This is a genomic window from Collinsella sp. BA40 (assembly GCF_008014645.1).
Classification (GTDB): Bacteria; Actinomycetota; Coriobacteriia; order Coriobacteriales; family Coriobacteriaceae; genus Collinsella.
The window spans coordinates 166,054-191,334 of record NZ_VOWY01000002.1; the positions used below are offsets into that span (position 1 = coordinate 166,054).

13 protein-coding genes and 1 tRNA gene are annotated in these 25,281 nt (G+C 62.8%); 13 read left to right on the forward strand and 1 reads right to left on the reverse strand.

The window, feature by feature from the left end; translation table 11 throughout:
* The first annotated feature begins 15 nt into the window (after positions 1-15).
* The 3 genes from E4J93_RS01800 to E4J93_RS01810 all read left to right on the forward strand — a co-directional run bounded on the left by E4J93_RS01800 (position 16) and on the right by E4J93_RS01810 (position 2,370).
* Positions 16-696, forward strand: coding sequence for a cytochrome c3 family protein (locus tag E4J93_RS01800; RefSeq protein WP_147587765.1), 681 nt, complete (start codon positions 16-18; stop codon positions 694-696).
* 193 nt (positions 697-889) lie between these two features.
* Positions 890-1,150, forward strand: coding sequence for a TIGR03905 family TSCPD domain-containing protein (locus E4J93_RS01805; protein ID WP_147587766.1), 261 nt, complete (start codon positions 890-892; stop codon positions 1,148-1,150).
* Positions 1,151-1,155: 5 nt separating this feature from the next.
* On the forward strand, positions 1,156-2,370 hold the full coding sequence (locus E4J93_RS01810) for a hypothetical protein (protein WP_147587767.1): 1,215 nt from the start codon (positions 1,156-1,158) through the stop codon (positions 2,368-2,370).
* Between the two features lie 42 nt (positions 2,371-2,412).
* Here E4J93_RS01810 and E4J93_RS01815 read toward each other — a convergent pair whose 3' ends face one another.
* Positions 2,413-3,042 carry a GNAT family N-acetyltransferase gene (locus tag E4J93_RS01815; protein WP_187231558.1) on the reverse strand — a complete coding sequence of 210 codons (630 nt, stop codon included), beginning with the start codon at positions 3,040-3,042 and terminating at the stop codon, positions 2,413-2,415.
* Between the two features lie 180 nt (positions 3,043-3,222).
* On the opposite strand from E4J93_RS01815, the gene E4J93_RS01820 reads away from it, so the two are divergent.
* The 10 genes from E4J93_RS01820 to E4J93_RS01865 all read left to right on the forward strand — a co-directional run bounded on the left by E4J93_RS01820 (position 3,223) and on the right by E4J93_RS01865 (position 24,846).
* Positions 3,223-3,954 (forward strand): response regulator transcription factor, encoded by a 732-nt coding sequence (locus E4J93_RS01820; RefSeq protein WP_147587769.1) that lies wholly within the window; start codon positions 3,223-3,225, stop codon positions 3,952-3,954.
* Positions 3,954-5,549, forward strand: a complete 1,596-nt coding sequence (locus tag E4J93_RS01825; protein ID WP_147587770.1) for a cell wall metabolism sensor histidine kinase WalK — start codon at positions 3,954-3,956, stop codon at positions 5,547-5,549. The genes E4J93_RS01820 and E4J93_RS01825 overlap by 1 nt, the downstream gene beginning before the upstream one ends.
* A 168-nt stretch (positions 5,550-5,717) precedes the next feature.
* Complete coding sequence (locus tag E4J93_RS01830) at positions 5,718-6,326, forward strand: NAD(P) transhydrogenase subunit alpha (RefSeq protein WP_147587771.1); 609 nt, start codon at positions 5,718-5,720, stop codon at positions 6,324-6,326.
* Positions 6,327-6,429: 103 nt separating this feature from the next.
* A complete protein-coding gene (locus E4J93_RS01835) occupies positions 6,430-7,710 on the forward strand; it encodes an aminopeptidase (protein ID WP_147587772.1) in 1,281 nt (426 codons plus the stop codon).
* 56 nt (positions 7,711-7,766) lie between these two features.
* Positions 7,767-7,842 (forward strand) — tRNA-Lys (locus E4J93_RS01840).
* A gap of 309 nt (positions 7,843-8,151) precedes the next feature.
* Positions 8,152-9,846: a phospho-sugar mutase gene (locus E4J93_RS01845; protein WP_147587773.1), complete on the forward strand. Its 1,695-nt coding sequence runs from the start codon at positions 8,152-8,154 to the stop codon at positions 9,844-9,846.
* 307 nt (positions 9,847-10,153) lie between these two features.
* Positions 10,154-11,629, forward strand: a complete 1,476-nt coding sequence (locus tag E4J93_RS01850; protein WP_147587774.1) for a prealbumin-like fold domain-containing protein — start codon at positions 10,154-10,156, stop codon at positions 11,627-11,629.
* Positions 11,630-11,744: 115 nt separating this feature from the next.
* Positions 11,745-13,349, forward strand: coding sequence for an isopeptide-forming domain-containing fimbrial protein (locus tag E4J93_RS01855; RefSeq protein WP_222705672.1), 1,605 nt, complete (start codon positions 11,745-11,747; stop codon positions 13,347-13,349).
* 93 nt (positions 13,350-13,442) lie between these two features.
* Positions 13,443-14,333 (forward strand): sortase, encoded by an 891-nt coding sequence (locus E4J93_RS01860; RefSeq protein ID WP_187231560.1) that lies wholly within the window; start codon positions 13,443-13,445, stop codon positions 14,331-14,333.
* 13 nt (positions 14,334-14,346) lie between these two features.
* Positions 14,347-24,846 carry a Spy0128 family protein gene (locus E4J93_RS01865; RefSeq protein ID WP_147587777.1) on the forward strand — a complete coding sequence of 3,500 codons (10,500 nt, stop codon included), beginning with the start codon at positions 14,347-14,349 and terminating at the stop codon, positions 24,844-24,846.
* Positions 24,847-25,281 lie beyond the last annotated feature (435 nt).

The window sequence follows — 25,281 nt, forward strand, 5'->3', positions numbered from 1 at the left end:
CGAAAGGAGAAAACAATGGCTGACGAGATCAAGGAGAGCACGGAGGCTACCGAGTCCGCCGCTCCCAAGAAGAAGAAATTCGATTGGAAGGGCAAGCGCCTTCCGATCGTCATCGCTGCCGTGGTCGTTGTGACCGTGCTCGGCGTTGCCGGCTGGGCCTGGCATGCGACCCCCGAGTTCTGCGATGCCGTGTGCCACAGCACCATGGGCAAGTACTACAAGTCCTACACCCAGGACACCACGTCGCTCGCCTACAAGCACCGCGGTACGACCAATAACCAGTGCCTGGGCTGCCATGAGGCAACCCTGCCCCAGATGATGCACGAGGTCCAGGTCCAGCTGTCCGGCGACTATCCGCAGCCGTTCGACAAGGTCACCTTCTCGAACGACTTCTGCCTGCAGAGCGGTTGCCACCTGGGCGCTGGCGTGATGCCGGGCGCGACGGAGTCCTCTACCAAGGACTTCCCGTTCGACCCGCATAGCGACTACCACGGCGTGCAGCAGTGCAACTCCTGCCACCTCATGCACGACGAGCCCGTCTTCACCTGCGCTTCCTGCCACCAGGTAGGCGCCTGGGAGGGCGAGGGCGGCATCCCCGAGGGCTGGGTCATGGAAGACCTGGGCAACGGCAAGACCGGTGCCGTTCCCGAGGGTTGGGCTACCCCCTTCACCTTCGAGGCCTCTTCCGGCAAGTAAGGTATCGGGTCCCGATACGGCGCGTACGCGCGATCGAACCATGGACGGTCCTCCGCAGTGGAGGGCCGTCCTTTTATATATGGTGCGAACGCGTGCCGGCGGCACGTGTACGCCTTCGTGGAAGATTGATGCCGGGTTGTGCGGACGCGTAGGCCGCGGGGATAATGGCAGGGACCGAACAAGGAGGTTTTAGATGATCACGTACGATTACAAGCCGCGCGGCGTGTGCGCACGCGCCATCCATGTCGAGCTTTCCGACGACGGTTCCACGGTGGAGAACGTGTTGTTCGAAGGCGGTTGCAACGGCAACCTCAAGGCCATTTCCAAGCTCGTGCACGGCATGCCCACCGACCGCGTGGTTGAGCTGCTGCAGGGTAATACCTGCGGTCCGCGTTTCACATCCTGCGCCGACCAGCTCACCATCGCCCTGCGCGCGGCTGCGGCGGAAGCGTAGCGGCCATGGCGTGGTGCGATCGCGGGCACAAGGGTATAACGCGCCGCGGCTTCGCGTTGGGGGCGGCTGCAGCGGGCACCGCCGCCGCGGTGTTGAGCGGTTGCGGGTCCGAGGGCAAGAAGGTCAAGCCCACTTCGGGCGAGCCGCAGGTCGTCGAGGACTCCTCGCAGATCATCGACGCGCTCGAGGAGTTCGAGGGCAAGGACACGGGCCTCAATCCCGTGAAGATATGGAACCTGCCGCTCGGTACGGTGTTGTTCCACAGCGATGGCTCCTGGGCCGCGGCCATGATGGCACCCGAGTCCGCCCAGCACGTCAATACGCTGGGCGCGCTTTCGGTGATCGACGGCTCGCTCGTTACGCTCAAGGAGGATCCCACGCTGGGGCGCACGTACGGCTTCTTCGACGTTCGCTGCGGTTCCGGGGTGTACGCATGGATCGAGATCGACTACGCCACACGTATCTGGGTTCTGCTTGCCCAGCAGTTTAGCGGCGGGGCGCTGTCGGGTGAGCCGGTCCAGCTCGATACCGGTGACAAGAATTGGGAACCTCCGCTCTTCACCTGCACCGGCCCCACGGTGATATGGCAGAAGATGCCGCTTGCTTCCGGCGACCGCCGCTCGTCCGATTCGCATTGCTATCGCTGGTCGGTGGGGGATGCGAAGGAAACCGAGGTGTGGAGGTCCACCGGCCGCTTCGCCACGCCCCCGCGCGTTTCGAATGGGATCCTCACCATCACGCCGCGCGTGCGGAACGAAGAGGGTACATACTACGGCCTTACCGCGGTCGACCTGCAGAGCCCGAACAACACCAAGCTCGACCAGCTGGTGCTGCCTGCATCCGTGAGGCCCTTTGAAGCGGTGTACACGGGCGAGGTCTTCGCCTTCTCCATCGAGGCGTCGTACGATTCCGCCGGCAGCCTGGGCAAGATGGGTACGTTCGTGGGGCGCGAGGGCGGTCCGTACGTGTACTTCAGCCGCGAGCCCGCCGCGCAGATCGCCTACAGCGGCACGAGGTATCTCGTAAAGACGCAGTCGGCGCATTACATGTTCGACCCCGCCAACCAGCTGCTCGACTCGATCTCGTCGCCCGACCGCTCGCTGGGCTTCGGCGACTATCCGGCGAGCGAGGGCAGCGTGAGCACCTTCGTGACCTATGCCACCGTGCGCGATGCCAAGGGCATCCCTTCGGGCGTGGTGGCCCGCACGTTCGAGCTCTAGCGAATCCTGCGGTTCCGTGAACGCACGGCGTTTGCGGGACCGCTATGCGTTGTGGGCACCGTCGCGGCCCGCCAGGCGCTCGTTGGCGCGTTCGATGATGAGCTGTTGGACGCCCTCGGCGCATGGCGTCGGCGGTTCGGGGTCGTCGCGGTAGGCCGCCAGCGGTTTTTCGAGCCACTGAATGGACAGCCAGCGACCAAACTTGCTTGCGCACGAGCGGTGCTCGCCCACCACGCGATAGCCATGGCGACGGTGGAAGGCGATGGAGCCGGTGTTCTCGGAGCAGATGCAGGCTTCGCTCGTAACGATGCCGCCAGCGCGCATGATATCTTCCAGGCAGGACAGCAGCTCCGCGCCAACGCCGTGGCCCGTGCAATCGTCTGACAGATAAATCGATGTTTCGGCCGACCATTGGTAGGCCGCACGGTGGCCGAACGCGCCGTAGGTGGCAAAGCCGACGATGCGCCGGTCGTCGCTGTGGACGCCCGCGCCGCCCGCTTCCACCACCAGGTAGGTGGTCGATGCGAGGCCATGGGCGATACGCTGCGCGTAGTCGTCGACGCTGGGGACTGCGAGCTCGAAGCTCACCGTGGTGTCGCGCACGTAGGGCGCGTAGACGTCGAGAACCTGCGCGGCATCGCCGGGGCGCGCCAGCCGAATGCGAAAAGTCACGGCGACCTCCAGGTGAAAGAGAAAAAAGGAGTTGGGCATAATAGGAACCTAAGGGCAGGATAACCGTATTCTGCCTCATGCGGAGCACATTCCAACCGCTGGGGTTCTCCGTTAGCAAGTTTAGCGCCCGCTGCGCTAAAATGGACAGGTTATGTGATTTATAGATTAGGAGGCCTCGCTATGGCTTCGGACGCAAGAAAAATTCTGCTCGTTGAAGACGAGAAGGCTATCCGCGATGCCGTTGCGGCCTATCTCGAGCGCGAGGGCTACTATGTCGTGGGCGTAGGCGACGGGCAGTCCGCTGTCGAGGAATTCGAGAAGCACCAGTTCGACCTTATCGTACTCGACCTCATGCTCCCCAAGCTGTCCGGCGAGCGCGTCTGCCGTGCGATTCGCGACACCTCCGACGTGCCCATCATCATGCTCACCGCTAAGGGCGAGGTGGAGGACCGCATCATCGGTCTCGAGCTGGGCGCAGACGACTACCTCATCAAGCCGTTCTCGCCGCGCGAGCTCGTGGCCCGCGTTCGAGCGCTCTTCCGCCGCACGCATCTGGCCGACGAGCCCCAGGTCGAGGTGCTCGACTTCGGCGACCTGGTTATCGACATCTCGGGTCACAAGATCTTGGTGGACGGCCACGAGGTCGACCTCACGGCGTCCGAGTTCAAGCTCCTCACCACGCTTGCCCGCCATCCCGGTCGCGTGTACAACCGTATGGAGCTGGTCGAGAAGGTTCTGGGCTACGACTTCGAGGGCTACGAGCGCACCATCGATAGCCACGTGAAGAACCTGCGCGCCAAGCTCGGCGACGATCCCAAGCATCCCAAGTGGCTCTACACCGTGCACGGCGTGGGCTACCGCTTCGAGGCCCCTGCGAAGCCGGCTGAAGCTGGCGAGGGTAGCGCGAAGTAATGCTCCCCGCTCAGTTCACCATCGGGCAAAAGCATAAGCATACGGACGAGGCGAGTTCACGCGCAAGCTGGAACACGCCTCGTTCCGATTACCGCACCGTTATGAGCTACGGCATGCGCATGGCGGTTTCTTTTGCCCTTACCTCGTTTATGACCGTGCTTGTTCTGGTGTGCGTGGTAACCGTTGTATGGGGCGGCGCGTTTTCCGACTACACCAGGGCAAACGTGGTGGAGATCGCCGAGCTCACGGCAAGGAAGCTTGCCGAGGGCTATAACGAGACGGGCTCGTTTTCCACGGCGGCGCTGGCGTCGGTGGCCGAGTCCAACCTGCTATCGGACGATATCGGCATGCAGGTAGTGGATGTCGATGGCGATATCCTCTTCGACGATACCTGGCCGGCGAGCGCCCTTGCCGCGGAGACCGAGAAGGATTCCGCGCCGGGTTCGGGAGCCGGTTCGGCGCCTGCGCCCGCTTCCGAGAAGCGGCGTCCGCATAGCCTGGTATCCACCGCGCCCACCGATAAGGAGGGGGCGGTCTCCGAGGAAATCGTGGATGCCGAGGGCAACCGCGTGGGAACCGTGCGCCTATGGGTCCTGGGTAGCGACGCCTTGCTCACCAAGGCCGATGCTGCCTTTCGCGAGAAGACCTTCCACGCCATGGGCATGGCGTCGTTCATAGCCATCGCCATAGCGCTGGTCATCGGCTTCTTCGTATCCAGCATGCTTACCAATCCCATCCGCCGCATCACCACTACGGCCAAGCAGATCCGCGACGGCGATCTTTCGGCCCGCACGAATATGCGGGGCGACGACGAGATCGACCAGCTGGGCGAGACCTTCGACGAGATGGCCACCTCGCTCGAGAAGGACCTGAAGCACGAGCGCCGCCTCACATCGGATGTCGCGCACGAGCTTCGCACGCCGCTGCAGGCCATGCTCGCCACGGTCGAGGCCATGCAGGACGGCATCTATCCCACCGATGCCGAGCACCTCGAGACGGTGGCGTCCGAGACGCGTCGTCTCTCGCGCCTGGTCCAGCAGATGCTCGATTTGTCGCGTATGGAGAACCGAACGGCACCGCTCAACCTGCGTCCCGTGGATGTGGCCGCCCTTGTGCGCAACATCGTGAACACGCAGCACCAGCTGTTCCATGCGCGCGACCTGCACCTGCGCTTTGCCGACGAGACGATGGGCCGCAGCGCCACCATCGAGGTCGATTCGGATATGCTCACGCAGGCCGTCATCAACCTGATGAGCAACGCGATGCGCTATACGCCCGAGGACGGCTGGGTTGTCGTGAAGGTGCAAAACGACCGTCGGCATCTGCTCATCTCGGTATCGGATACGGGTATCGGCATTGCCAAGGAAGACCTTTCGCGCATTTTCGGCCGGTTTTGGCGCGCCGACGCCAGCCGTGCGCGCGAGGCGGGCGGTCTTGGCGTGGGCCTGGCGGTGACGAAGCAGATCGTCGAGCGCCATCATGGCTTCATCTCGGTGGAATCCGAGCTGGGCAAGGGCACCACGTTCACCATCCACCTGCCGCGCGAGCATGCAAGCGATCCTTCTAGCACCGGGTCGCATGCCTTGATCGAGTAGACGCTCGGAGGGGCCGGGGCTCGCGCATGCGGTGCGGTTGGCTCCGATAATCCCAGCGTAGACACAAGGTACCCATCGTTTGAGAATGATGGGTACCTGTTTTATTTTGATACCAACGATGGTAAAGTGACTTTCGCCAAAGAACGCATATGAAGGAGTAGAGGACACGTGAGCACCCGTAGCCCCATGAATAAGCGCAACCAGGAGCATGCCGGCGTTGGCATGACTCGAAAGTCCGCAGGTTCGGCCAAGCCGGCCCGCGCCGCCGCCGCGTCGGTGCGCGTGGTTCCCGCCAGCTCGAAGGAGAAGCGCAAGCAGCTCGAGCGCGGCGAGGACCTGTCTAAGCTGACCAAGGAGGAGAAGAAGGCGCGCAAGGCCGAGCTCCGTCGTCAGGAGGACCGCGTGTACGCGGCGTCCAACATCCTGATGCGCGAGGACGCCGACTATCCCAAGCGCCGCAAGGTCTTCTGGGGCATCATGATCCTGGGCATCGTGTTCATCGCCATCGGCTGGGCCATGCTCATGTTCTTCGGCGATGCCGCGGGCAGCCAATACCAGACGCTCGAGATCATCGCCATCGCACTGGCCTACGTGTGCATCATCGGCGGCTTCATCTACGACATGGTGCGCATCCGTCCCATCCGCAACCATGCCCGCGCCACGGCCGAGGGCATGTCGGACGCCAAGATCGACGACGTGCTCGATCGCGCTTCGAAGAAGGACGCCGAGAAGCGTGCCGCGCGCGATGCCAAAACGCTCGAGCGCAAGAACAAGTAAGAACGATTTTCCGGGTACAAAGGGGAATCATAGGACGGGTGCGTCGCGCGGTGGTGCCGCGGACGCACCCGTTTTTCAACGCAAACAGGAAAGGGGGCCCGCTATGAGCGAGCTCAAATACAGTCTGGAAGAGGTCCGCGTGGGCATGGAGCGCCTGATGCCCAGCATCGAGCGGTACGCCGAGCTGGTCGTCCGCAAGGGTGTGAACGTGAAGGACGGCCAGGAGGTCGTGGTGCAGGCCCCGGTTGAGTGCGCTTTGTTCGTGCGCCTGCTGGTGGCGGCAGCGTATCGGGCCGGAGCCGGCCATGTGACGGTGATCTGGAACGATGACGTGGTGACGCGCCTCACGTACGAGAACGTCGAGACCTCGTGGTTCGAAACGGTTCCCTCCTGGCAGCACGAGCAGTTGGACTCCCTGGCCGAGCAGGGCGCGTGCTTCATCTTTGTGGAGGGCGCCGACCCCGAGGCGCTCAAGGGGATCGATTCGGCAAAGCCCGCCGCCGCAAGCAAGGCGTGCAACACGCAGTGCCGTGCGTTCCGCCATGGCCTGGACTTCAACATCAACCCGTGGTGCATCGCCGGCGCCCCCGTGGCCGCATGGGCGCGCCACGTCTTCCCGGGAGAGTGCGATGAGGTTGCCGTCTACAAGCTGTGGCAGGCCATCCTCTCGGTGGCGCGCGCGGACGGTCCCGATCCGCAGAGCGCTTGGGAGCTGCATGATGCAACCTTCGAGAAGAACCTGCGCCTTATGAACGAGCGCCACTTCGACGCGTTGCGCTACACGGCCTCCAACGGCACCGACATCACGATCGGCCTTACAAGCAAGCACCTGTGGGCGGGCGGTAAGTGCGAGACGCCCGACGGGCATCCGTTCTTCCCCAACATCCCCACCGAGGAGATCTTCACCTCGCCCGACTGCGAGCGCGCCGACGGCATCGTGTACTCGGCGCTGCCGCTCATCCGCCACGGTAACAAGATCGACCGTTTCTGGCTGCGTTTCGAGAACGGTAAGGTCGTCGACTTCGACGCCGCCATCGGCCGCGATACGCTGGCGAGCATCCTCGATACCGACGAAGGGGGCCGCAGACTGGGCGAGGTGGCGCTCATTTCCAAGAACACCCCTATCCGCGAAAGCGGTCTGCTGTTCTTCGATACGCTCTACGATGAGAACGCCAGCTGCCACTTGGCGCTGGGCTCGGGTTTCAGCGAGTGCTACGAGGGCGGGTACGAGATGTCCAACGATGAGCTGCGTGCTGCCGGCATGAATATCTCGGCAACGCACGTGGACTTCATGATTGGCACCGATGACCTTGCGATCACGGGCATCGATGCCGACGGCAACGAGGAGCCGGTGTTCGTGAACGGTCAGTGGAGCTGGGAGTAAGGAGTGCCGCGTTCCTGGACCCTTGCTGCGCGTGACCGTGGTACAATGCCTGCTGCGGGCCGTTAGCTCAGCTGGCAGAGCAGGGGACTTTTAATCCCAAGGCCCAGGGTTCGAACCCCTGACGGCCCACCATCGCATGAAAACGCGAGGACGCATTCGTCCTCGCGTTTTTGTTTTTATATGGCGCTGCTCGTTGGGCGGGGCGCGTAGCGGTTTTGGGCGCAGGTGGCCTGCCTCTTGCTGCACCATCTGGTTGCGCAGCGGCCTTACCTGCCGACAACCTACCGATAACGTAACAAATAAAACGCCTGCGAGGACGCCGGTCCTTCATGGGATGCGTTGCCGTATCATCAAAAGCATGGGTGCTTGCGCATTCGGCAAAACCGCTGTCGCCTCTGCGGCGGCGATATGACTTTGGGGAATGAAGGGAAGGCAAAAGCTATGGTAGATGTGCATGAACTGCTTGATACCTGGATCGCTCACGTAACCGACGAGGAACTCCTTGCCGAGCTTCGCGCCATGAAGGAAGCGGGCGACGAGGACGCGATCACGGATGCGTTCTTCCAGGACCTTGCGTTCGGTACCGCGGGTCTGCGCGGCACCATCGGCGCCGGCACCAACCGCATGAATATCTACACGGTCGGCCGCGCTACCCAGGGCTTCGCTGACTACCTGGTCAAGAACTTCGAGAACCCTACCGTTGCCATCGCTCGCGATAGTCGCAACAAGGGCGAGCTCTTTGTAAAGACCACCGCCGCCATTCTGGCCGCCAACGGCGTGACCTCCTATGTGTATCCCAAGATCTCTCCGGTGCCCACGCTGTCCTGGGCCACCCGCTATCTTGAGTGCTCCGGCGGCATCTGCATGACGGCCAGCCACAATCCCGCGCCCTACAACGGCTATAAGGCGTACGGACCGGATGGATGCCAGATCACCAGCGAGGCTGCTGCCGCTATCTCCGCAGCTATGGAGGCATGTGATCCGTTCGCCGACGTGAAGACCATGGACTTCGATGCCGCAGTGGAGCAGGGTCTGGTCAAGTGGATCGACGACGAGGTGCTCGACGCTTACTACGACGCGGTCCTCGCGCAGTCCATCAACAACCTTACCGACGAACAGATCGCGGCCGCACCGCTCAAGCTCGTCTACACGCCGCTCAACGGCACCGGCCTCATTCCGGTTACCACCGTGCTCGCCCGCGCCGGCGTGACCGATGTGACCGTGGTTCCCGAGCAGCGCGACCCCGATGGCGACTTCCCCACCTGCCCGTATCCCAACCCCGAGATTCGCGAGGCCATGCAGAAGGGCATCGACCTGTGCGATGAGGTGCACCCGGACCTGCTGCTGGCTACCGACCCGGATGCCGACCGTGTGGGTGTGGCCTGCGCCGATGGCTATGACTACACGCTGCTCACGGGCAACGAGATGGGCGTTCTGCTGCTCGACTACATCTGCAAGATGCGCGCCGAGCGCGGCGAGGACCTCTCCAACAAGGTTGCCGTGACCACCATCGTTTCCTCCGCCATGGTGGATGCTTTGGCCGATGAGTACGGCTTCGAGCTGCGCCGCTGCCTTACGGGCTTCAAGTATATCGGCGATATCATCACGAGCCTGTCCGACGCCGGCGAGGTGGACCGCTACATGTTCGGCTTCGAGGAGAGCTACGGCTACCTGTCCGGCGACCATGTGCGCGACAAGGATGCCGTCAACGCGTCGCTGCTCATCTGCCAGATGGCCCAGTATTACAAGCTGCAGGGCAAGAACCTGGTTCAGGCCATGCGCGAGCTGTACGAGAAGCATGGCTTCTACCACAACCGCACCATCTCGCTGAGCTATCCCGGCGCCGACGGCGCAGCCAAGATGGCTGGCATCATGGCGGGCCTGCGCGAGAACGCCCCGGCCGAGATCGCCGGTTCGAAGGTCGAGGCCGTGGTCGACTACGCTACGTGCGTGAACGGCCTGCCCAAGGCCGATGTCATCGAGTTCGACCTCGAGGGCGGCAACAAAGCTATCGTACGCCCCTCTGGCACCGAGCCCAAGATCAAGCTGTATGTCTTCGCCAAGGGCGAGGATGCCGCTGCCGCCGATGCGTTGCTCGACGCGATCGAGGCTTCCGGGCGCGAGCTGCTGTCGTAAGGGAGCGCGTCTGATGCCTGCATGCGCGCTCGCGGCGACGGCGCGGTGTTGTAGCGCGTACTGCTATACAGGGTCCACCGAACTGGTGGGCCCTGTATTTTTATCCAATTGTTAAGGCTTGATGGAGGATCGGGCCTGAGCGGTAAAAAATCGGTACCGAATGGTTATTGCGGTTTATTTTCCGCATAACCCAGACGCTACCCCCTTCCCCCTCACCAAATGATATTGAAATTGTTTACTTATATCTGATACTGTCATGCGTAAGACAAATGAATCTGGAGAGCTCTAAGCTGTGAGGGGATGGCTTATGAAGCACTTGAGAAAGATCGTCGCCGTTGTCGCTGCAACGGTGATCGGCGTCGCGGCGCTTATCGCCGCCCCCGCCCCCGCGCGCGCCGGCGCGGGCTCGCTATACATCACGTCATCGCATGGTGGCGATGCGGCTGTCTACGATGCGTATCGCATCGCGGATGATGCCGCATTGCCCGATAACGCTCAATTTAATTGGCCTGGGCTTTCCGGCGTATCGCTCGACGGCTACGAAACGTACCCGGCGTACGACCCCGCATCTCCGAACTCTGCCCGGGATGGCCGCGCGTTGGTGGAGCGTGTGAGCGCAGACGTATCGGTGGACAACGCCGGCGTCCTCGCCCATGCGCTTGAGGGGTATGTGGTGCCCGGGGCCGCGCCGGTAGCGCGCGTGAAGGCTGATGGGCCTGCGGTTGCGGTACCTGACGGATGGTATCTGCTCCGGGCACATGGACGCCGCACGCTCTTTGCGTGGGTGGACGGCGGTCCTGTCGAGCTGGGCGATAAGTCCGATACCCCGGTGGTGGGCAAGCAGGTGAGCTCCGGCGCCGGCTGGGGCCGCTCGGCTGTTGCGGGCTCGGGCCGCGTCGTCTCCTTCCGCGTCGATGCCGCGCTGCCGCTGTCCATGGAGGCCGCCCGCGCCTATCCGCTCGCCATCGACGACTCCTGGGACGAGGGCCTCGTCCTCGATACCGATAGTATCCGCGTGGAGCTGCTGGCCAACGACGAGCCCGCCCGCGACCTGACGGACGCCGTCGAGGTCGAGGTATCCGATCGCTCTATCCGCGTGGGCTCCGATGATCTGCACGCCCTGGGCGCCGAGCCGGGCAACGCGCTGCGTCTCTCCTACAAGATGACCATCGCTCCCGGCGCCAAGGTCGGCGCCGCCGGCCTCTCCAACTCGGCCCATGCCGGCTACGAGGCCTGGACGGGCCACTGCCAGACGCCGGCCGCCGCGGCCCGCGTCTTCGCGGCCAACCTCAAGCTCTCCAAGGTCGACGCCTCCGGCGCCCCGCTCGCGGGCGCCGTCGTCGCGATCCGTCGCGGCGGCGAGTGGTTGCACGCCGACGGTTCCTTCGGCGCCGAGTCCGCGCGCCTCGAGCTCGCCTCGGGCGAGGACGGCGCGTTCCCCGCGCTGCCCGTGCTCTCGGACGGCTCCTACGAGGTGGTCGAGCTCTCCGCACCTAAGGGCTACCGCGCTGCCGATCCCGCCATCTTCCAGTTGGGCGTACACGCCGGCGAGGGTGACCTCACGCTTGACGCCTGGGCCTCCAAGCCGCTGCGCGTGGCCGGCGTGGACGCCGAGAGCGCCACGGCGAGCCTGGAGCTCGTGAACGAGAAGGCCGCCTCCGGCTGGCCCGGCTTCATCCCGCAGACCGGCGATACCGCTTGGTGGCTCGTTGCCGCCACGCTGGTCGTCGCTGGCGCCGCGGTTCTGGTGGCCGGTGCCCGCCGCAAGTGCCAGAGGGCGTAGGGGCGTCCTTCTATATACGGTGTCAGACGCGGATCGTGCTGTATTCCGCGTGGCATATAAGGTTCGGTACATCACTATCTCGAAAGGGGAGAAATACGTGATGGAGAAGTGCACGATGAATGGGTTGAAGCGCCGCGCCGCGGTGCTGGCCGTTACCGCCGCTCTGGGCGGTAGCGCGCTGCTGGGTGCCGCTGCACCCATGACCGCTTGGGCTGCCGGTGCGACCGGTACAGTGACGATCCACCCCGCTGCCGGCAACGAGAAGACGAGCTATCAGGCGTACCGTCTGTTTACCGCCGTGATCAATGACAAGGACAGCGCTGCTTCCAAGGTTGATTGGGATGCTTCGGTGGATGACGGTAAGAAGGATGCTCTCATCGCCAAGATCAACGAGCTCACCAAGAATGGCTATGACCAGTGGGTTGCCAACAAGGGCGACAAGAAGCTCGCTCAGAACGTGCTCGAGTACATCAGCGGGCAGATCACTGCTTCCGACAAGGTCGACATCAAGGGCCAGGGCTCGCTTACCGCTGGCACCTTCGGCATGAAGCTTGCGACTTGGATCGCCAACGAGAGTGGCATTCAGCCCGTTGCCGAGGTCAAGCCCGACGCCGCCTTCACCAATGAAGAGGGCTACTACCTCTTCGTGACCAAGGCTGCTTCCGGCGCTGTTGCCACGTCCCCCATCTGGTTCCCGCTCGGTGGCCGTGCCAACGAGGTCTTCGAGAAGGCCAGCGTCCCCACCGTCGACAAGACGATGGGTGGCGCCGAGGCCGGTTCCGGCCAAATCGGCGAGGAGCTGCCGTTCGTCGTTACCGCCACGCTGCCGGGTAACTACAACTCCTACAGCTCTTACGCCATGACCATCAAGGACACCCCCACCAACCTCGCTATCGTCGAGGGCTCGGTCGTGGTGAAGTCCGGCGATAAGACGATCACCAACGCCGAGGGCGTTTCCGTGAGCGTGACCGGCACCGGCATGACCGTGAAGATCAACGACCTTAAGAAGGCTGATCCCACTGCAACCAATGCTACAAAGGTTGTCGTCGAGTACAAGGCTAAGCTCACGCCCGCAGCCAGCAACAAGCCCGGCGCAAACGCGAACAAGGTCGAGTACGAGTACTCCAGCAACCCCGGTGTGACCACCGAGACCATCACCACCGCCGATCCCGAGGGCGCTGTGCCCGTGTACACCTTCCTGCTGAACCTCTCCAAGAAGGACAAACACACGGATGTGAATCTGGATGGTGCAGAGTTCATCATCAGGAACGAGGCTGGTAAGTATTACGACAAGGACGCAAAGACCTGGTCGCTCGACGAGGCCGCTGCCAAGGCCAAGCCGCTCACCACGTCCAACGGTACCCTGTCTGTTATGGGCATGGACGAAGGCACCTTCACCCTCACCGAGGTCAAGGCCCCGGAGAAGTACGAGCTCCCCAGCAATCCCAGCGTCACGATCAAGGTGACTCCCGACTATAACTTCGACGGTACCCTCAAGTCGCTCGCCGTCGAGGCCAAGGGTGACATCGTGAGTGCCAAGGACGAGGTCGTTGCCGACAAGGCCGAGGGCACGCTGTCCGTCACCGCCGTGAACGACAAGAACGTTGCGCTGGCTATGACCGGTGCCGAGGGTGTTGGCATGGCTGGTGCCGGCGTCGTCGCGCTCGGCCTGGTGTGGTACGCCGTGCGCTCGCGCCGCGATCGCGCCAACCAGCAGTAACGGAAGCCATCGAGTGCAATGGGGTATCAGGCTCGGCATACGCGGTATGAATCCGGAGCGGCATCGCATGGCGATGGCGTTCGCCGTGATGCGGTGAAGCGACCCTGCTCGGGTCGCCGCCGGCTGCTGCCGGTATTGGTGATCGTGGTTGGCGTGCTGATGTGCCTGGCCCCCATTGCGACCGATCTGTATTTCCGCCTTACCACGGAGTCCGAGGTCACTCAGATGACGGATACGGCGGGAACCGTGCCCTCGGAAGAGAAGGAGCGGCTGCTCGCCCAGGCGCGTGCGTACAACGCGCGCCTGGGCGGCTACGTCGATGAGACCGCTGCGGGTGTTACCGATATCCTGCCCTATGAGGAGCAGCTGTCGCTGAATGGCGAAGAGGCTATGGGCTGGATCGAGATTCCGCGTGCCAACATCCAGATGAAGGTGTACCACGGCGTTGGCGAGCCCGCGCTCTCCGCGGGCGTCGGCCACCAGCCCGAGACGTCGCTGCCCGTTGGGGGCGCTCGCTCGCAGTGCTTCCTTACCGGCCATTCCGGTATGCAGCAGCACCGGATCTTCGACGGTATCCGCGCCCTCGAGGCAGGGGACGTGTTTGCTGTGCATATCCTCGATGAGGTCTTTGCCTATCGCGTGACCTCGTGGGAGATTCTCGATCCGGGTTCGGTTGACGTGACGCCCCAGGACGGCGATCGCTGCACGCTGGTTACGTGCACCACCACTCCCGACGCGCTCAATCCCAAGGGGCGTATCGGCGTGAACGACAAGCGCCTGCTGGTATATGGAGAGCGCTGCGAATATGATCCGGCTGAATTCGAGCAGACGCAGCCGGATGTTTCGGCATATGTAAATGACAACACCAGGCCGGCTCTTGTGGGCGCCTGCCTGATCTTGGCATTTGCTGCCATGTTGCTTATTGGACGATGGATGCGCAGGACGGGCCGCGGCGGCTCGGCCGATCGCGCAGAGGAACGGTAAGGCGAGGTACCGTATGAAGAACGAGAAGAAGCAGCTGGAAGCTCCGTGGCGCGTGGCGATTTCGCGCGCGATGGGTGCGGCCAAAGACGGCGCCAAGCGCTATGCTCGGCCCGCGCTGAGTGGCTTTTTGGCGCTGACCATGGTGATCGGGTCGGTGCCCGCGCCCGCATACGCCGAGATGATGGACGAGGCGGCTCGCTCGATCGCGCTTATGGCGCAGGACGACGAGGACGCGCCGGCTGCAGCTGAGCGCGCGGATGATAAAGGCGCATCGACGGTTCAGGATACGAGCGAGCAGCCCGGCGCTGACGACCCGGGCGAGCGAGCCGCCGCAGATGAACCTTCCGTGAGCGCTCCGGCGGCGGACGCTGCTGCCGATGTTGCTGCGGATGAAGCGCCTGCAGCGCTGTTTAGCGCAAGCGACGACCTTAAAGCCGTTACCGTGGGCGGAGACGCGCTCGCCTCGCGTGCCGCCGCGGTCGACTCGCTCAAGGCCGTCGGTGTTTCGGCAAAGGACGCCGAAGAGGCTGCCGCCTCTGTAGATGCCGCCATGGATACCTTGCTGGCTCCCGCCGCCGGCAACCGCGCCACCGCGGAGGGTATTGTCTTGGAGTGGCTGAGCGAGGGCGACGTTCCCAGCGGTGACGCCAGCCAGCTCGTGTTCAAGCCGAGTGATGACGACGCGGTGTCCATGCGTTTGCGCCTCACCTACGCCATCATGGGCGAGCGCGAGCACCAGCCTGGCGAGGTTACCATCGTGGTGCCCGCGAACATGTTTATCGACCGCGCCGGCAAGCCCGAGGGCGGCATGGCGCTCGCAGTGCCGGCCGAGCCCGTCGAGACGGCGGGCTGGAATTACCGTCTGGTCATGAACGGCAGCGTTGCCGAGTACCATATCGTGAACACCAAGCGCCTCAATGCCGCCACGCAGGGCTTTATCGATTTCGAGATCAAGGACGTCGAGCCGATCACGCAGGTTGACATGAAGCCGAGCGCTCCGTTCGGGGTGAAGCTGCAGGTCGTTGAGTCCGACGGCTCGGAGAGCGCGTTTACCAGCAACGAACTCACCGCGGTGTTCGATACGCATGCCACGTTGAAGTACGCGACCAAGGGCGCGTCGGATAATCCGTACTACGTTGATGCGGCGGATGAACGCGTGGCCATCGCGCACGCCGCTTTCCCCAAGGCCGAGGGCTTCGTGGTGGTGCCGTGGTACTTGAGCGCCCGCATCGATGCGAACCAGCCGTTCGGCCTTACGTTCAACGACCAGCTTGCCGGCACGCTGGAAGGCGTGATCCTGCACGAGAACGCGACCGACAATGGACGCGCGGTCGAATTCAACCAGGGTGATGGACTGCTTTCCTTCCAGGTGGGCACCGTGCGACTGGAATCGGCCTATCCTGTGGAGCAGTTCGAGGAGAACGGCGAGTACGTTTTCAAGAACAAGGTGACCGCCGCGATTCGCGAGTCCGACGAGAGCCAGGACGGCACGCCCAAGCCCGAGCAGACCGATGATTACCTCGCCGAGCGGCGCTGGACGTTCCATAAGCCGCAGTTCGTCGATCCCAAGGACCTGTTCGAGCAGGTGCATATCGGTAACGACAACAAGGTGTATAGCGGTGACAGCTACATAACCCACGGTCGCGGCTCGGGTTCTCCTTACGGCGATCTTGACGCCTTGGATTATTCCTACGACGGCTACTACGGCCTGTACGGCAGGGGCCTCAATGAGCTTCGTGCCGGCCGCGACCTGGAGATCTCCTACACGTTCGGCATGGATGCCCGTGTGCTTCCGTGGACCTACGAGGCTCCTGGAGGAGCGGTCGAGGGCAACCCGTTGGGCGTGCTGGACAATTATAGTAAGAAACCGGTGACCGTTGCCGTTGAGGAGCAGGAGCTCCGCTTTGGCGATAAGGCGCTCGTCGCGGGCGAGGATTTCGACTACGCCTCCGTTGCCCTTCCTCGAATGCCGAGGGTATACCGGGCGAAGGCGATCAACCTGAAGCCCGATGGCACGGTTGACTTCAGCCAGCGCAAGGACGGTACGGTTTCATACGAGACCGATGATGTTGCCACGCATATTCCGACCGTCGGCATCGAGGTGAAGACCAAGGGCGACGCCGCTTGGCGTCCCTATGCCGTGGCGAACTGGACCAGCGGCAAGCTGGAAGTGAGCTTCGCCGATGGCGGCACGCAGTCCGATGCCGTGGTGGCGCTACCAGCGCAGACCGTGGGCGTGCGCTTCGCGAGCACCTCGAAGGCGGCCGCGCTGAGTTTTATGGGCCGCGTGGGCGTTCGCCTGAAGGCCGATGGCGCCTTGAAGCAGCTGGTTGAAGATGCGTTCGCGAAGAGCGAGAACCCCAGCCTCGAGCTTGAGGCGCTGGCTTCGATGGCCGTGAGCAACGCCGACGGGGCTTCGGTGTATAGCGATTCCGCATGGGCGACCGATCGCCTTATGGGATTCGTGGACGATATGCGCGCGTCGATGCGCACGGGAGTGAAGCGCTTCACGGCCGAGGATGTGGACAAGGCGAACAATCGCGTGAAGGTGACCTTCACGGCCCAGGTGCACAAGCGGAGCGTCGTGGAGGATGAGGACATCTACAAAGAGGCGCTCGAGAGCGGCGAGCTGAGCGCCGAGCGTTCGGGTGTGTGGTACGACCTGCTTCCCGCCGGCATGACGCCGGTGCTTGACTCGGTGAAGCTGCGCTGGGATGACAGCATTCGTTCGGTCAACGCGATCGAGGACTTCCGCGGTACGGGTCGTACGCTGCTGGTGGTCGAGGCTGACCTTACGCCTTTCGCTCAGCCATATCAGGCCGAATGGGGTCAAACGAAAACGACGTACTACGAAGATGTGCCGCGCATCACGTTCGACGCGTGGTACGGTTCGGGCGATATTGCCGATTTCGGCCGCGACTTCCATAACATCGCGATGTATCGCTCGGCTAACGAGGAGATCGGCACTGTTGACGGCTATCGCGGCGAGGCCGACGACCCGCGCGGTACGCAGAACAAGGGGACCGCAGGCGCCTTTACGGGCGAGGATGAGTCGGTTCTGGACGCGCTTACCGATATCGACGGGGTACAGCCCGAACACAACAGCATGCTTTACGCCGGCGCCAACGGCGAGGTCGATCCGCTGGAGCACGGCAACGTGGGCCTTACCAAAGCGGTTTCGGTGAACGCCGAGGATACCTGGGGCACGGGTAACAACGGCGACAAGGCGCGCAACGTATATGGCGGCGGCACGTATACGTACCGTCTCTCCACCACCACGTCGGATACCATGACCATGAAGGGCATCGTGCTGTACGACGCGCTTGAGAGCTATAAGCCGGGCGAGGATGCCGATGCCGCCGATAAGGAAGCCCCGCGTTGGCGCGGCACCTTCAAGAGCATCGACGTGTCGCAAATCGAGCGCCTGGGCGCGAAGCCCGAGGTGTACTACAGCACGGTGCGCTCGCAGGACGGCTGGGGCCCCGAGCTCTCCCAGGGCGACGGCGCCATCGTGGAGAACATCGATCAGACCGACCTCGGCAACACGGCGGTGTGGACCAAGACCACGCCCGCCGCGCTCAACGCCATGACGCCTGCCGAGCGCGAGCGGATTTCGGCTATCGCGGTCGATGCGACCAAGAAGGCCGACGGCTCCGAGTTCGTGCTTAAGGGTGGCGCGACGCTTTCCGCGTTCATTCGCATGGAGGGGCCGAGCATCGAGGAGGCCGATGCGCTCATCGCGTCCGGCGCACGTGCGCTCAACTGCGTCCACATGGCGAGCCAGGAGAAGATCGCTTCCGAGAAAGAATGGTCGGAGCGCCGCTTCGTGCGCGAGGGCTACACCACGGTGGGCGTCAAGCCGTACATTCTCTCGGTTTCCAAGACGTGGGAAGACGATGGCGACCGCGACGGCATCCGTCCTACCGAGGTGGGCATGCAGCTTGTGGCCAACGGCGAGGACGTTGCTGGCCAGCGCGTTATGCTGAACGAGGCGAACAGCTGGACGGCGAGTTTTAGCACCCTGCCGTATGTGGACGAGCAGGGCAAAACGATTATGTATACCGTGCGCGAGGAGCCCGTGGTCGCGGGCTACCGTGCAAGCGTGGCGTTCGACGGCGAGACGTTTGCGGTGACAAACGAGCATGGGCCGGAGCGCACGACGATCTCTGGCCATAAGGTCTGGAGCGGCGACAACGAGGACGTGCGCCCGCGCAGCATCGAAGTCGAGCTGCTTGCGAACGGCAAGCGTGTCGGCAAGCGCACGGTCCGCGGAAACGATTGGGCGTACTCGTTTGGGGACCTGCCCGTCTACGAGGGCGGTCGGCCCATCGATTACCAGATTCGCGAGGTGGCGATCGGTAACGATGCCTACATCACGAGCGTCGAGGGCACCGATGTGGTGAATACCTATCATCCGTACGGCGACCTGGTGATTTCGAAGAACCTGAAGAACGAGGAGTCGCTCGTGAGCGACCCCGACTTTACGTTCAAGGCGACGTTCGAGCGCGATGGCGAGCCCGTGTTCGACGAGCTCTCCTACGAGGTGACGGGTCGTGGCATCGATCCCGCCGCGCCCCGCACGGGCACCATCGCTACGGACGGGACCTTTACACTGAAGGCCGGCCAGACCGCGCGTATCAAGGACGTGCCCGCAGGCGTGTCCTATACGGTGCGCGAGATCGAGCTGCCCGCCGGCTACTCTGCGGTGGGCTCTTCTACCGCCACCGGAACGATCAGCGCCAATACGGACAACGAGCGAAACTTTGTCAACGAGTACGAGGCGCGCGCGACCGTGCAACTGGGTGCTACCAAGCGCCTGGTTGGCAAGGCCATGAAGAACCGTGACTTCGTGTTCGAGCTGCGCGACGAGACCGGCGCGCTGGTTCGCACCGCTGCGAGCGGCAGACCCGGCGAGCCGGTGCGCGATGACGCGGGCAACGTCGTGACCGAAGCGAGCGTTCGCTTCGGTGCGCTGCAGTTCGACGAGAGCGATAGCGGCACGACCTTCGTCTACCAGATGACGGAGGCCGATGGAGCCATGCCTGGCATGCAGTACAGCGATGCGGTCTACACCGTGCGCATCACGCCGCACGACCAGGGCGATGGCACCATGACGACCGACGTGGTGATCGAGGATGCCGAGGGCGTTGAGCTGACGGCCGATCAGAAGCCGCTGTTCGAGAACGTGTATGTCGCTACGGGCGAGGTGGCCATCCAGGCTTTCAAGAAGCTGAAGGGCGGTAACCTTGCCGACGGCCAGTTCGCCTTCGATCTCGATGAGGTTGTAACCGCCGAGGACGGCTCGACGTCGCTTGTTTCCGTGCAGCGTGGCGTTACGAACAATGCAAAGGGCGCCGTGGCGTTTGCTCCCATCGCGTTTGATCAGACTGCCATCGACTCCACGCATCTCTATGCGATCCACGAGGTCGATGCCGGCGATACGTCGATTGAGTACGACGTGCATTATGCGCTCGTGCAGGTGAGCGTTGTGGACCAGGGCGACGGTACCCTGGGCTTCGATATGGCCTTTGACGGTTTGAGCTGCCCGTGCTTCGTGTGCGGCGGCGATGGTTCGCTGGAGGACGGTGCCGCTTGCGCTGCCTGCGACAAGGGCGAGATCACATCGAACGCCGACGACCTCACCTTTGTGAACAGCTGGCGGCCCGCGGGCCTGGACATTCAGAAGACCTGGGCCGAGGGCTCTGGTGCCACCGACCCCAAGCATAAGTTCGAGTTCGAGCTCGAGCTCACCAACGAGCAGGGCGAGCCGGTCGAGGGCCTCGACTTCGAAGGCGCCCAGATCGTGCCCGTTGCGAATGCGCAGGGCGAGGGCGCCGCTGCCGGCGGCGCGGCCCCCGCGGTCGCCGCGGCCTCTGGCAAGGATGACGCACAGGCCGTCGACGAGCCCGCCAACAATCCCATCAGCGCGTTCGGCACCTGGGCGCTCGACGCCCTGGGCTCGCTGTTTGCTCCGCAGGAGGCCCATGCCGCCGAGCCGCGCGAGATCATTACGGGCGACGAAGGCGACTGGCACTGGAGCCTCGATACCGAGACGGGCGTGCTTACCATCGGTGGTACGGGCATCAGGCCCTCCAGGTGGTACAACAACGTGATCAACGCGGCGAGGAGCGTGGTCTTCGAGCCCGGCTCCGTCGCGGTGACCCTTGGCGGCAGCTACGGAGGCCTTTTCTACAAACTGGGGAATGTCACGTCGATTGACTTCACCGGTCTCGATACCTCTCAGGTGACGAGCACGGAGAGCTTGTTCGAGGGTTGCGCCAAGCTTACAACGATCAACTGGGCATCGTTCGACACGTCGAACGTCACCAGCATGGTGGAAATGTTCTACCGCTGCAAAGCGCTGAAGACGCTCGACCTTTCGAAGTTCAACACTTCGAAGGTGACTAACATGAATCGGATGTTCGCGGACTGCTGGGAGCTTGCCGAACTCGACATCACCGGCTTTGACATGACGAAGGCCGCGAATGTAACAAATATGTTCTATAGCTGTAAGGCACTTACGGCCATAGACCTGTCGCCGCTTGCATCGATGGCAGCGACGGACGTGACCGGCCTGCTGTCGGGCTGCGCATCGCTGCAGACGGTTGACCTTTCGCCGCTGAGCGGCATCGCCCTCACGGGCGTGAGGTCGCTCTTCGCCGGCTGCTCGGGTTTGAAGACCATCGATTTGTCACAGCTGAACACCAAGAATGTTAAGAGCATGGACTCCTTGTTCGCTGGTTGCAAGAGTCTGGAATCGCTCGATCTCTCTCTGCTCGACACCAGTAGCGTGACGATCATGTCTAATATGTTTGGTGGTTGCACGGGCACGGTGCCCATCGATTTGTCGCCGCTCGACACCAGCAAGGTCGTGGACATGGGCAGCATGTTCTCTCGCGCGAACCTCGACATTTTCAATGTGTCGGCGCTCGATTTCTCAAGCGTGACCGATGTAGACCGGATGTTTAATGGAGCAACAAAGACTGGCACGTTCGTTCTTAAGATGGACGCCCCCAAGCTTGTAGAGGGGCGGGAGATGTTCCGAGAGACGAATCTGACCTCGGTGGACCTTACGTTGAACGCAGCATCGCTGGATTCGCTGTGGATGATGTGCTGTGATTCCCCGAATCTCGAATACGTCAAGCTACAAGGCGATGTGCCGAAACTGAGGACAATCAATCAGCTGTTCAGGGGTTGCCCGAATTTGAAGACTATCGATCTATCGCAGTTCCGTGCCACAAGCCTTGTAGACATGGCGAGCATGGCGAGGGGCTGTGGATCGCTGACACAGGTTGATCTGGGCGGTATCACGTCCGACAAGCTCGAAGATCTTGATATGGCGTTCCAGGGATGTAAGAAACTGGCGTCCATCGATCTTTCTCGTTTCAACACGGTGAGCATGCTGTCGATGGATCGAATGTTCCAAGACTGCGCGAGCTTGACCGCGGTCGACTTCTCGCATTCAAGCATGCCCAAGATTTCTAGTTTCGATTACACGTTCTCGGGATGCACGGCTTTGACCTCCGTTGTGTTCCCCGAGAAGATGGACGGCGGCGGCCGCAAGATCAGTGGTTTCATCGAGACGTTCAAGAACTGCACGAGCTTGAAAGAGATCGACCTTTCCTTCCTGGGGCATGTTGCACCGAGGTATTTCGATGACCCCATCGAGGGCTGCACGAGCCTGCAGAAGATCGATGTGTCGTCCATCGACACCTCGAATGTCTACATTGGTAACTTCGGCTACATTCAAAATAGTCAGCTGTACTCCGTCACGCTTTCCGAGCATTTCAACTTCAGGAAACCCGAGTGGATTAACATTCCGGATGATCCGTCTGACAGGGGCACGATGTGGATCAGGGTTGATGAGGGCGGAAACCCTGTTGGCCAGTCGTTGAGCACCGATGCTCTCGAGGAGAAATACCCCGGCTGCGGCGTTGGCACGTACCAGTGGGATACCTTCAGGACCATCAAGTTCGAGCTGAATGGTGCTTCTGGTTCGGCGCCCGATCGCAAGGTGAATATCTCGGGTGACATCGAGTTCACGGTTCCCGAGACCGTGTACCCGGACCACCGCTTGGTGGGTTGGACGTATAGGAACACGACGATCCCGGTTGGCAAGGACGGTGTTGCGCGCCTGTCCAAGGAAGAGGCGCAGAAGCTGTTCGGTAAGAACAAGACCATCACGCTGGTCGCTCAGTGGCAGGAGGTCTTCGAGATCACCGAGCCTTCGCGCGGTGTGTATCGCTTCAAGGTCCCTGCCGGCCATGTGCTGCACCTCCCCGACGTCATTCCGTCGGGCACGAGCTACACCGTGCGCGAGCTCGGCGAGGCAGGCTATAAGCTGGTCGAGTCGTCTGGTACGACCGGCATGGTGAGCGCTGCGGCCGGTAACAAGCCGGTGGCTGCCTTCGTCAACGTCGAGCTGGACCCCAGCGAGGCTCCGTCCGCGCGCGCCGAGGTGCGCGTGGCGAAGATGCTCGACGGCGCTGCCGCTTCGGCTGCGGATGCCTTCCAGTTCGAGATGGCCGGCTACGACCCGGCGGCGAATGCCGACAACGGCTCTTGGACCGCTGCGGTTGCCGATGGCGGCCAGGTGCTCTTCCCGGCGCTCGCCTTCGATGCGGGTGACCTGGCGGGCGAGGCTTCGAAGCAGTTCGTCTACACGGTCCGCGAGGTGGCTGGCGGCAACGACGCCATTGCATACGACAACGCGACCATCACGGCAACCGTGACGGTTACGCAGGGTGCCGGCGGCGTGCTCTCGACGTCCATCGCGTATGCGAAGGATGATCAGCAGGTTGAAAAGCCCGTCTTCAATAACGTCACGAAGCCTGCGACACTCTCGATTTCCAAGGCCGTCGAAGGCGCGGCTGCGCCGGAGGCTCCCTTCTCGTTCCGCGTGCTGGTGAACGGCATGCCGTATGAAGGCGCCTATAGTGTCGACGGCGTTGTCGAGCAGGCAGCAAAGGGCGTCGTAAAGGTCGCGGGCGGTAAGACCGCGGTGGTCGAGGGCCTTCCCGCCGACGGAACGTACGCGGTGGAGGAGATAGATCTGCCTGCGGGCTGGAAGCTTACGGGTGACGCTGCTAACAAGGCGGGCCAGCTTGTTGCGGGCGCGACCGCAGAGCTGCGCTTTACGAACACGTATGGCTTTACCGCTGCAGGGGCGGCGCAGCTGGTTGCTCACAAGTCGTTTGCGGGCGGCCGCCTTGCCGACGGCATGTTCTCCTTCGATCTGTACAAGGGCGCATCTGTTGCTGACGGCGTTCTTGTGGGCAGTGCGGTGAACGGACCCGTTGACGTTGCGGACCAGGTGATGGGGCCGGATGGCACGCCGGTTGCCAATCCGTATAAGGGCATGGCCCCGGTCTATTTCGGCGAGCAGCTGTATACGGCGCCGGGTGTGCATGAGTACACCATGGTCGAGCGTGTGCCCGCTGATGCGGTGAACGCCGAGGGCGTGCGCTATGCCGACGCGATGGACGAGCAGCGTGCCGCCGGTGGCTTCGCGCTCGACGGCGTGGTGTACGACTCCACGGAGCATCATGCGACCGTGACGGTGTCCGATAACGGCGACGGCGCCCTGGCGTGCGATGTTGCGTATGCGGCTGGCGCAGGCGCTGCGCTTGGCGCGGAGCCGGTGTTCAGGAACACGCCGCAGCGGGTGGGCCTCGAGCTCATCAAGAAGGTTGCCATCGAGCTGCCCGAGGGCAGTCCGGCGCGCGATGCGATCTTCACCTTCGATATCCAGCTGAAGGATGCCAGCGGCGCGCCGCTGCGCGATCAGGTGTATCGCATCATCGCTGCGGACGGCACGCAGAGCGAGCCCATGTTGGTGTCCGATGGCGGCACCATCGAGCTGCGCGCTGGCGAGCGGGCGCTGTGGACCGAGCTGCCGTTTGGCGCTTCGTATTCGATTGCCGAGCGGCCCATGGCTGGCTGGGTGATCGACGAGTCTGCAAGCAGCGGCGATCTTGCGGGCGCGCTTACCACGGTTGAGAAAACGGCATCGGTCACGGTGGCGAGTATCTACCGGGCGGAAGGCACGGTTCCGGTGCGAGCAACCAAGAAGTTCGATGGCGCGTTGGTCGACGACCAGTTCGTGTTCGATATCATCGAGGTCCGAGCGGGTGGCGAGCGCAAGGTGGTGGCCACGGCTCGAAACAAGGCCGACGGCTCCATCGATTTCGGCGAGCTTACGTATGTATTGGAAGATGTTGGCCATCGCTATGCATACGAGGTGATGGAGCGCGATCTTGGCGAAAAGGGCGTTGTGTACGACGACACGGTCTACAACCTTGAGGTCGTGCCGCAGGACAACGGAGACGGAACGCTCACATGCAATTGCACGATCATGTGCAATGGCAAGCGCGTCGACCGCATCGTCTTCACCAATAGTCGTACCCTTGAACTTCCCTTTACGGGCGGTGCCGGTACACAGCTGGTGGGACCGGCCGTCCTCGCTCTTGGCTGCATGCTGTATCTGGTTGATCGCCGCCGCAGGGCGCGTTAGCGTTGCGAAGGTAGCGGCATATCGCCGTGCGGCGCGCGCGTGGGTTCGCGCGCCTGCGCAGCCAGCCTCCGAGATTGGCGGCAGCGCTGGATAGGGGGTTTGCCGCCCCTGCAGTAAGAAACGCCCGAATGTCGCACGCGACATTCGGGCGTTTTTGTTTGGGAGTCGCCGGTGTCGCGGATGCGGATGCTCGCAACGCGAGAGAGTCCCAGCGTGGTGAGATGTATTGGTCTTAGGAGGCCAACTGGGAAAAACAGACGTAAACTGGCATCATCATGAAGACGGCCTTATCCTTCGCTACGATGGGCTTGCCGGATTCCCAAGGTAGGATGCGCATGCATCGTTGGTAGCCGCTGATCACACGCCCCTGCAGGCCATCGACTTTCGGAGGCGCTCGTCCGTTTGGGTCCAGGCTGTGCCGCGAGTGCGGTGTGG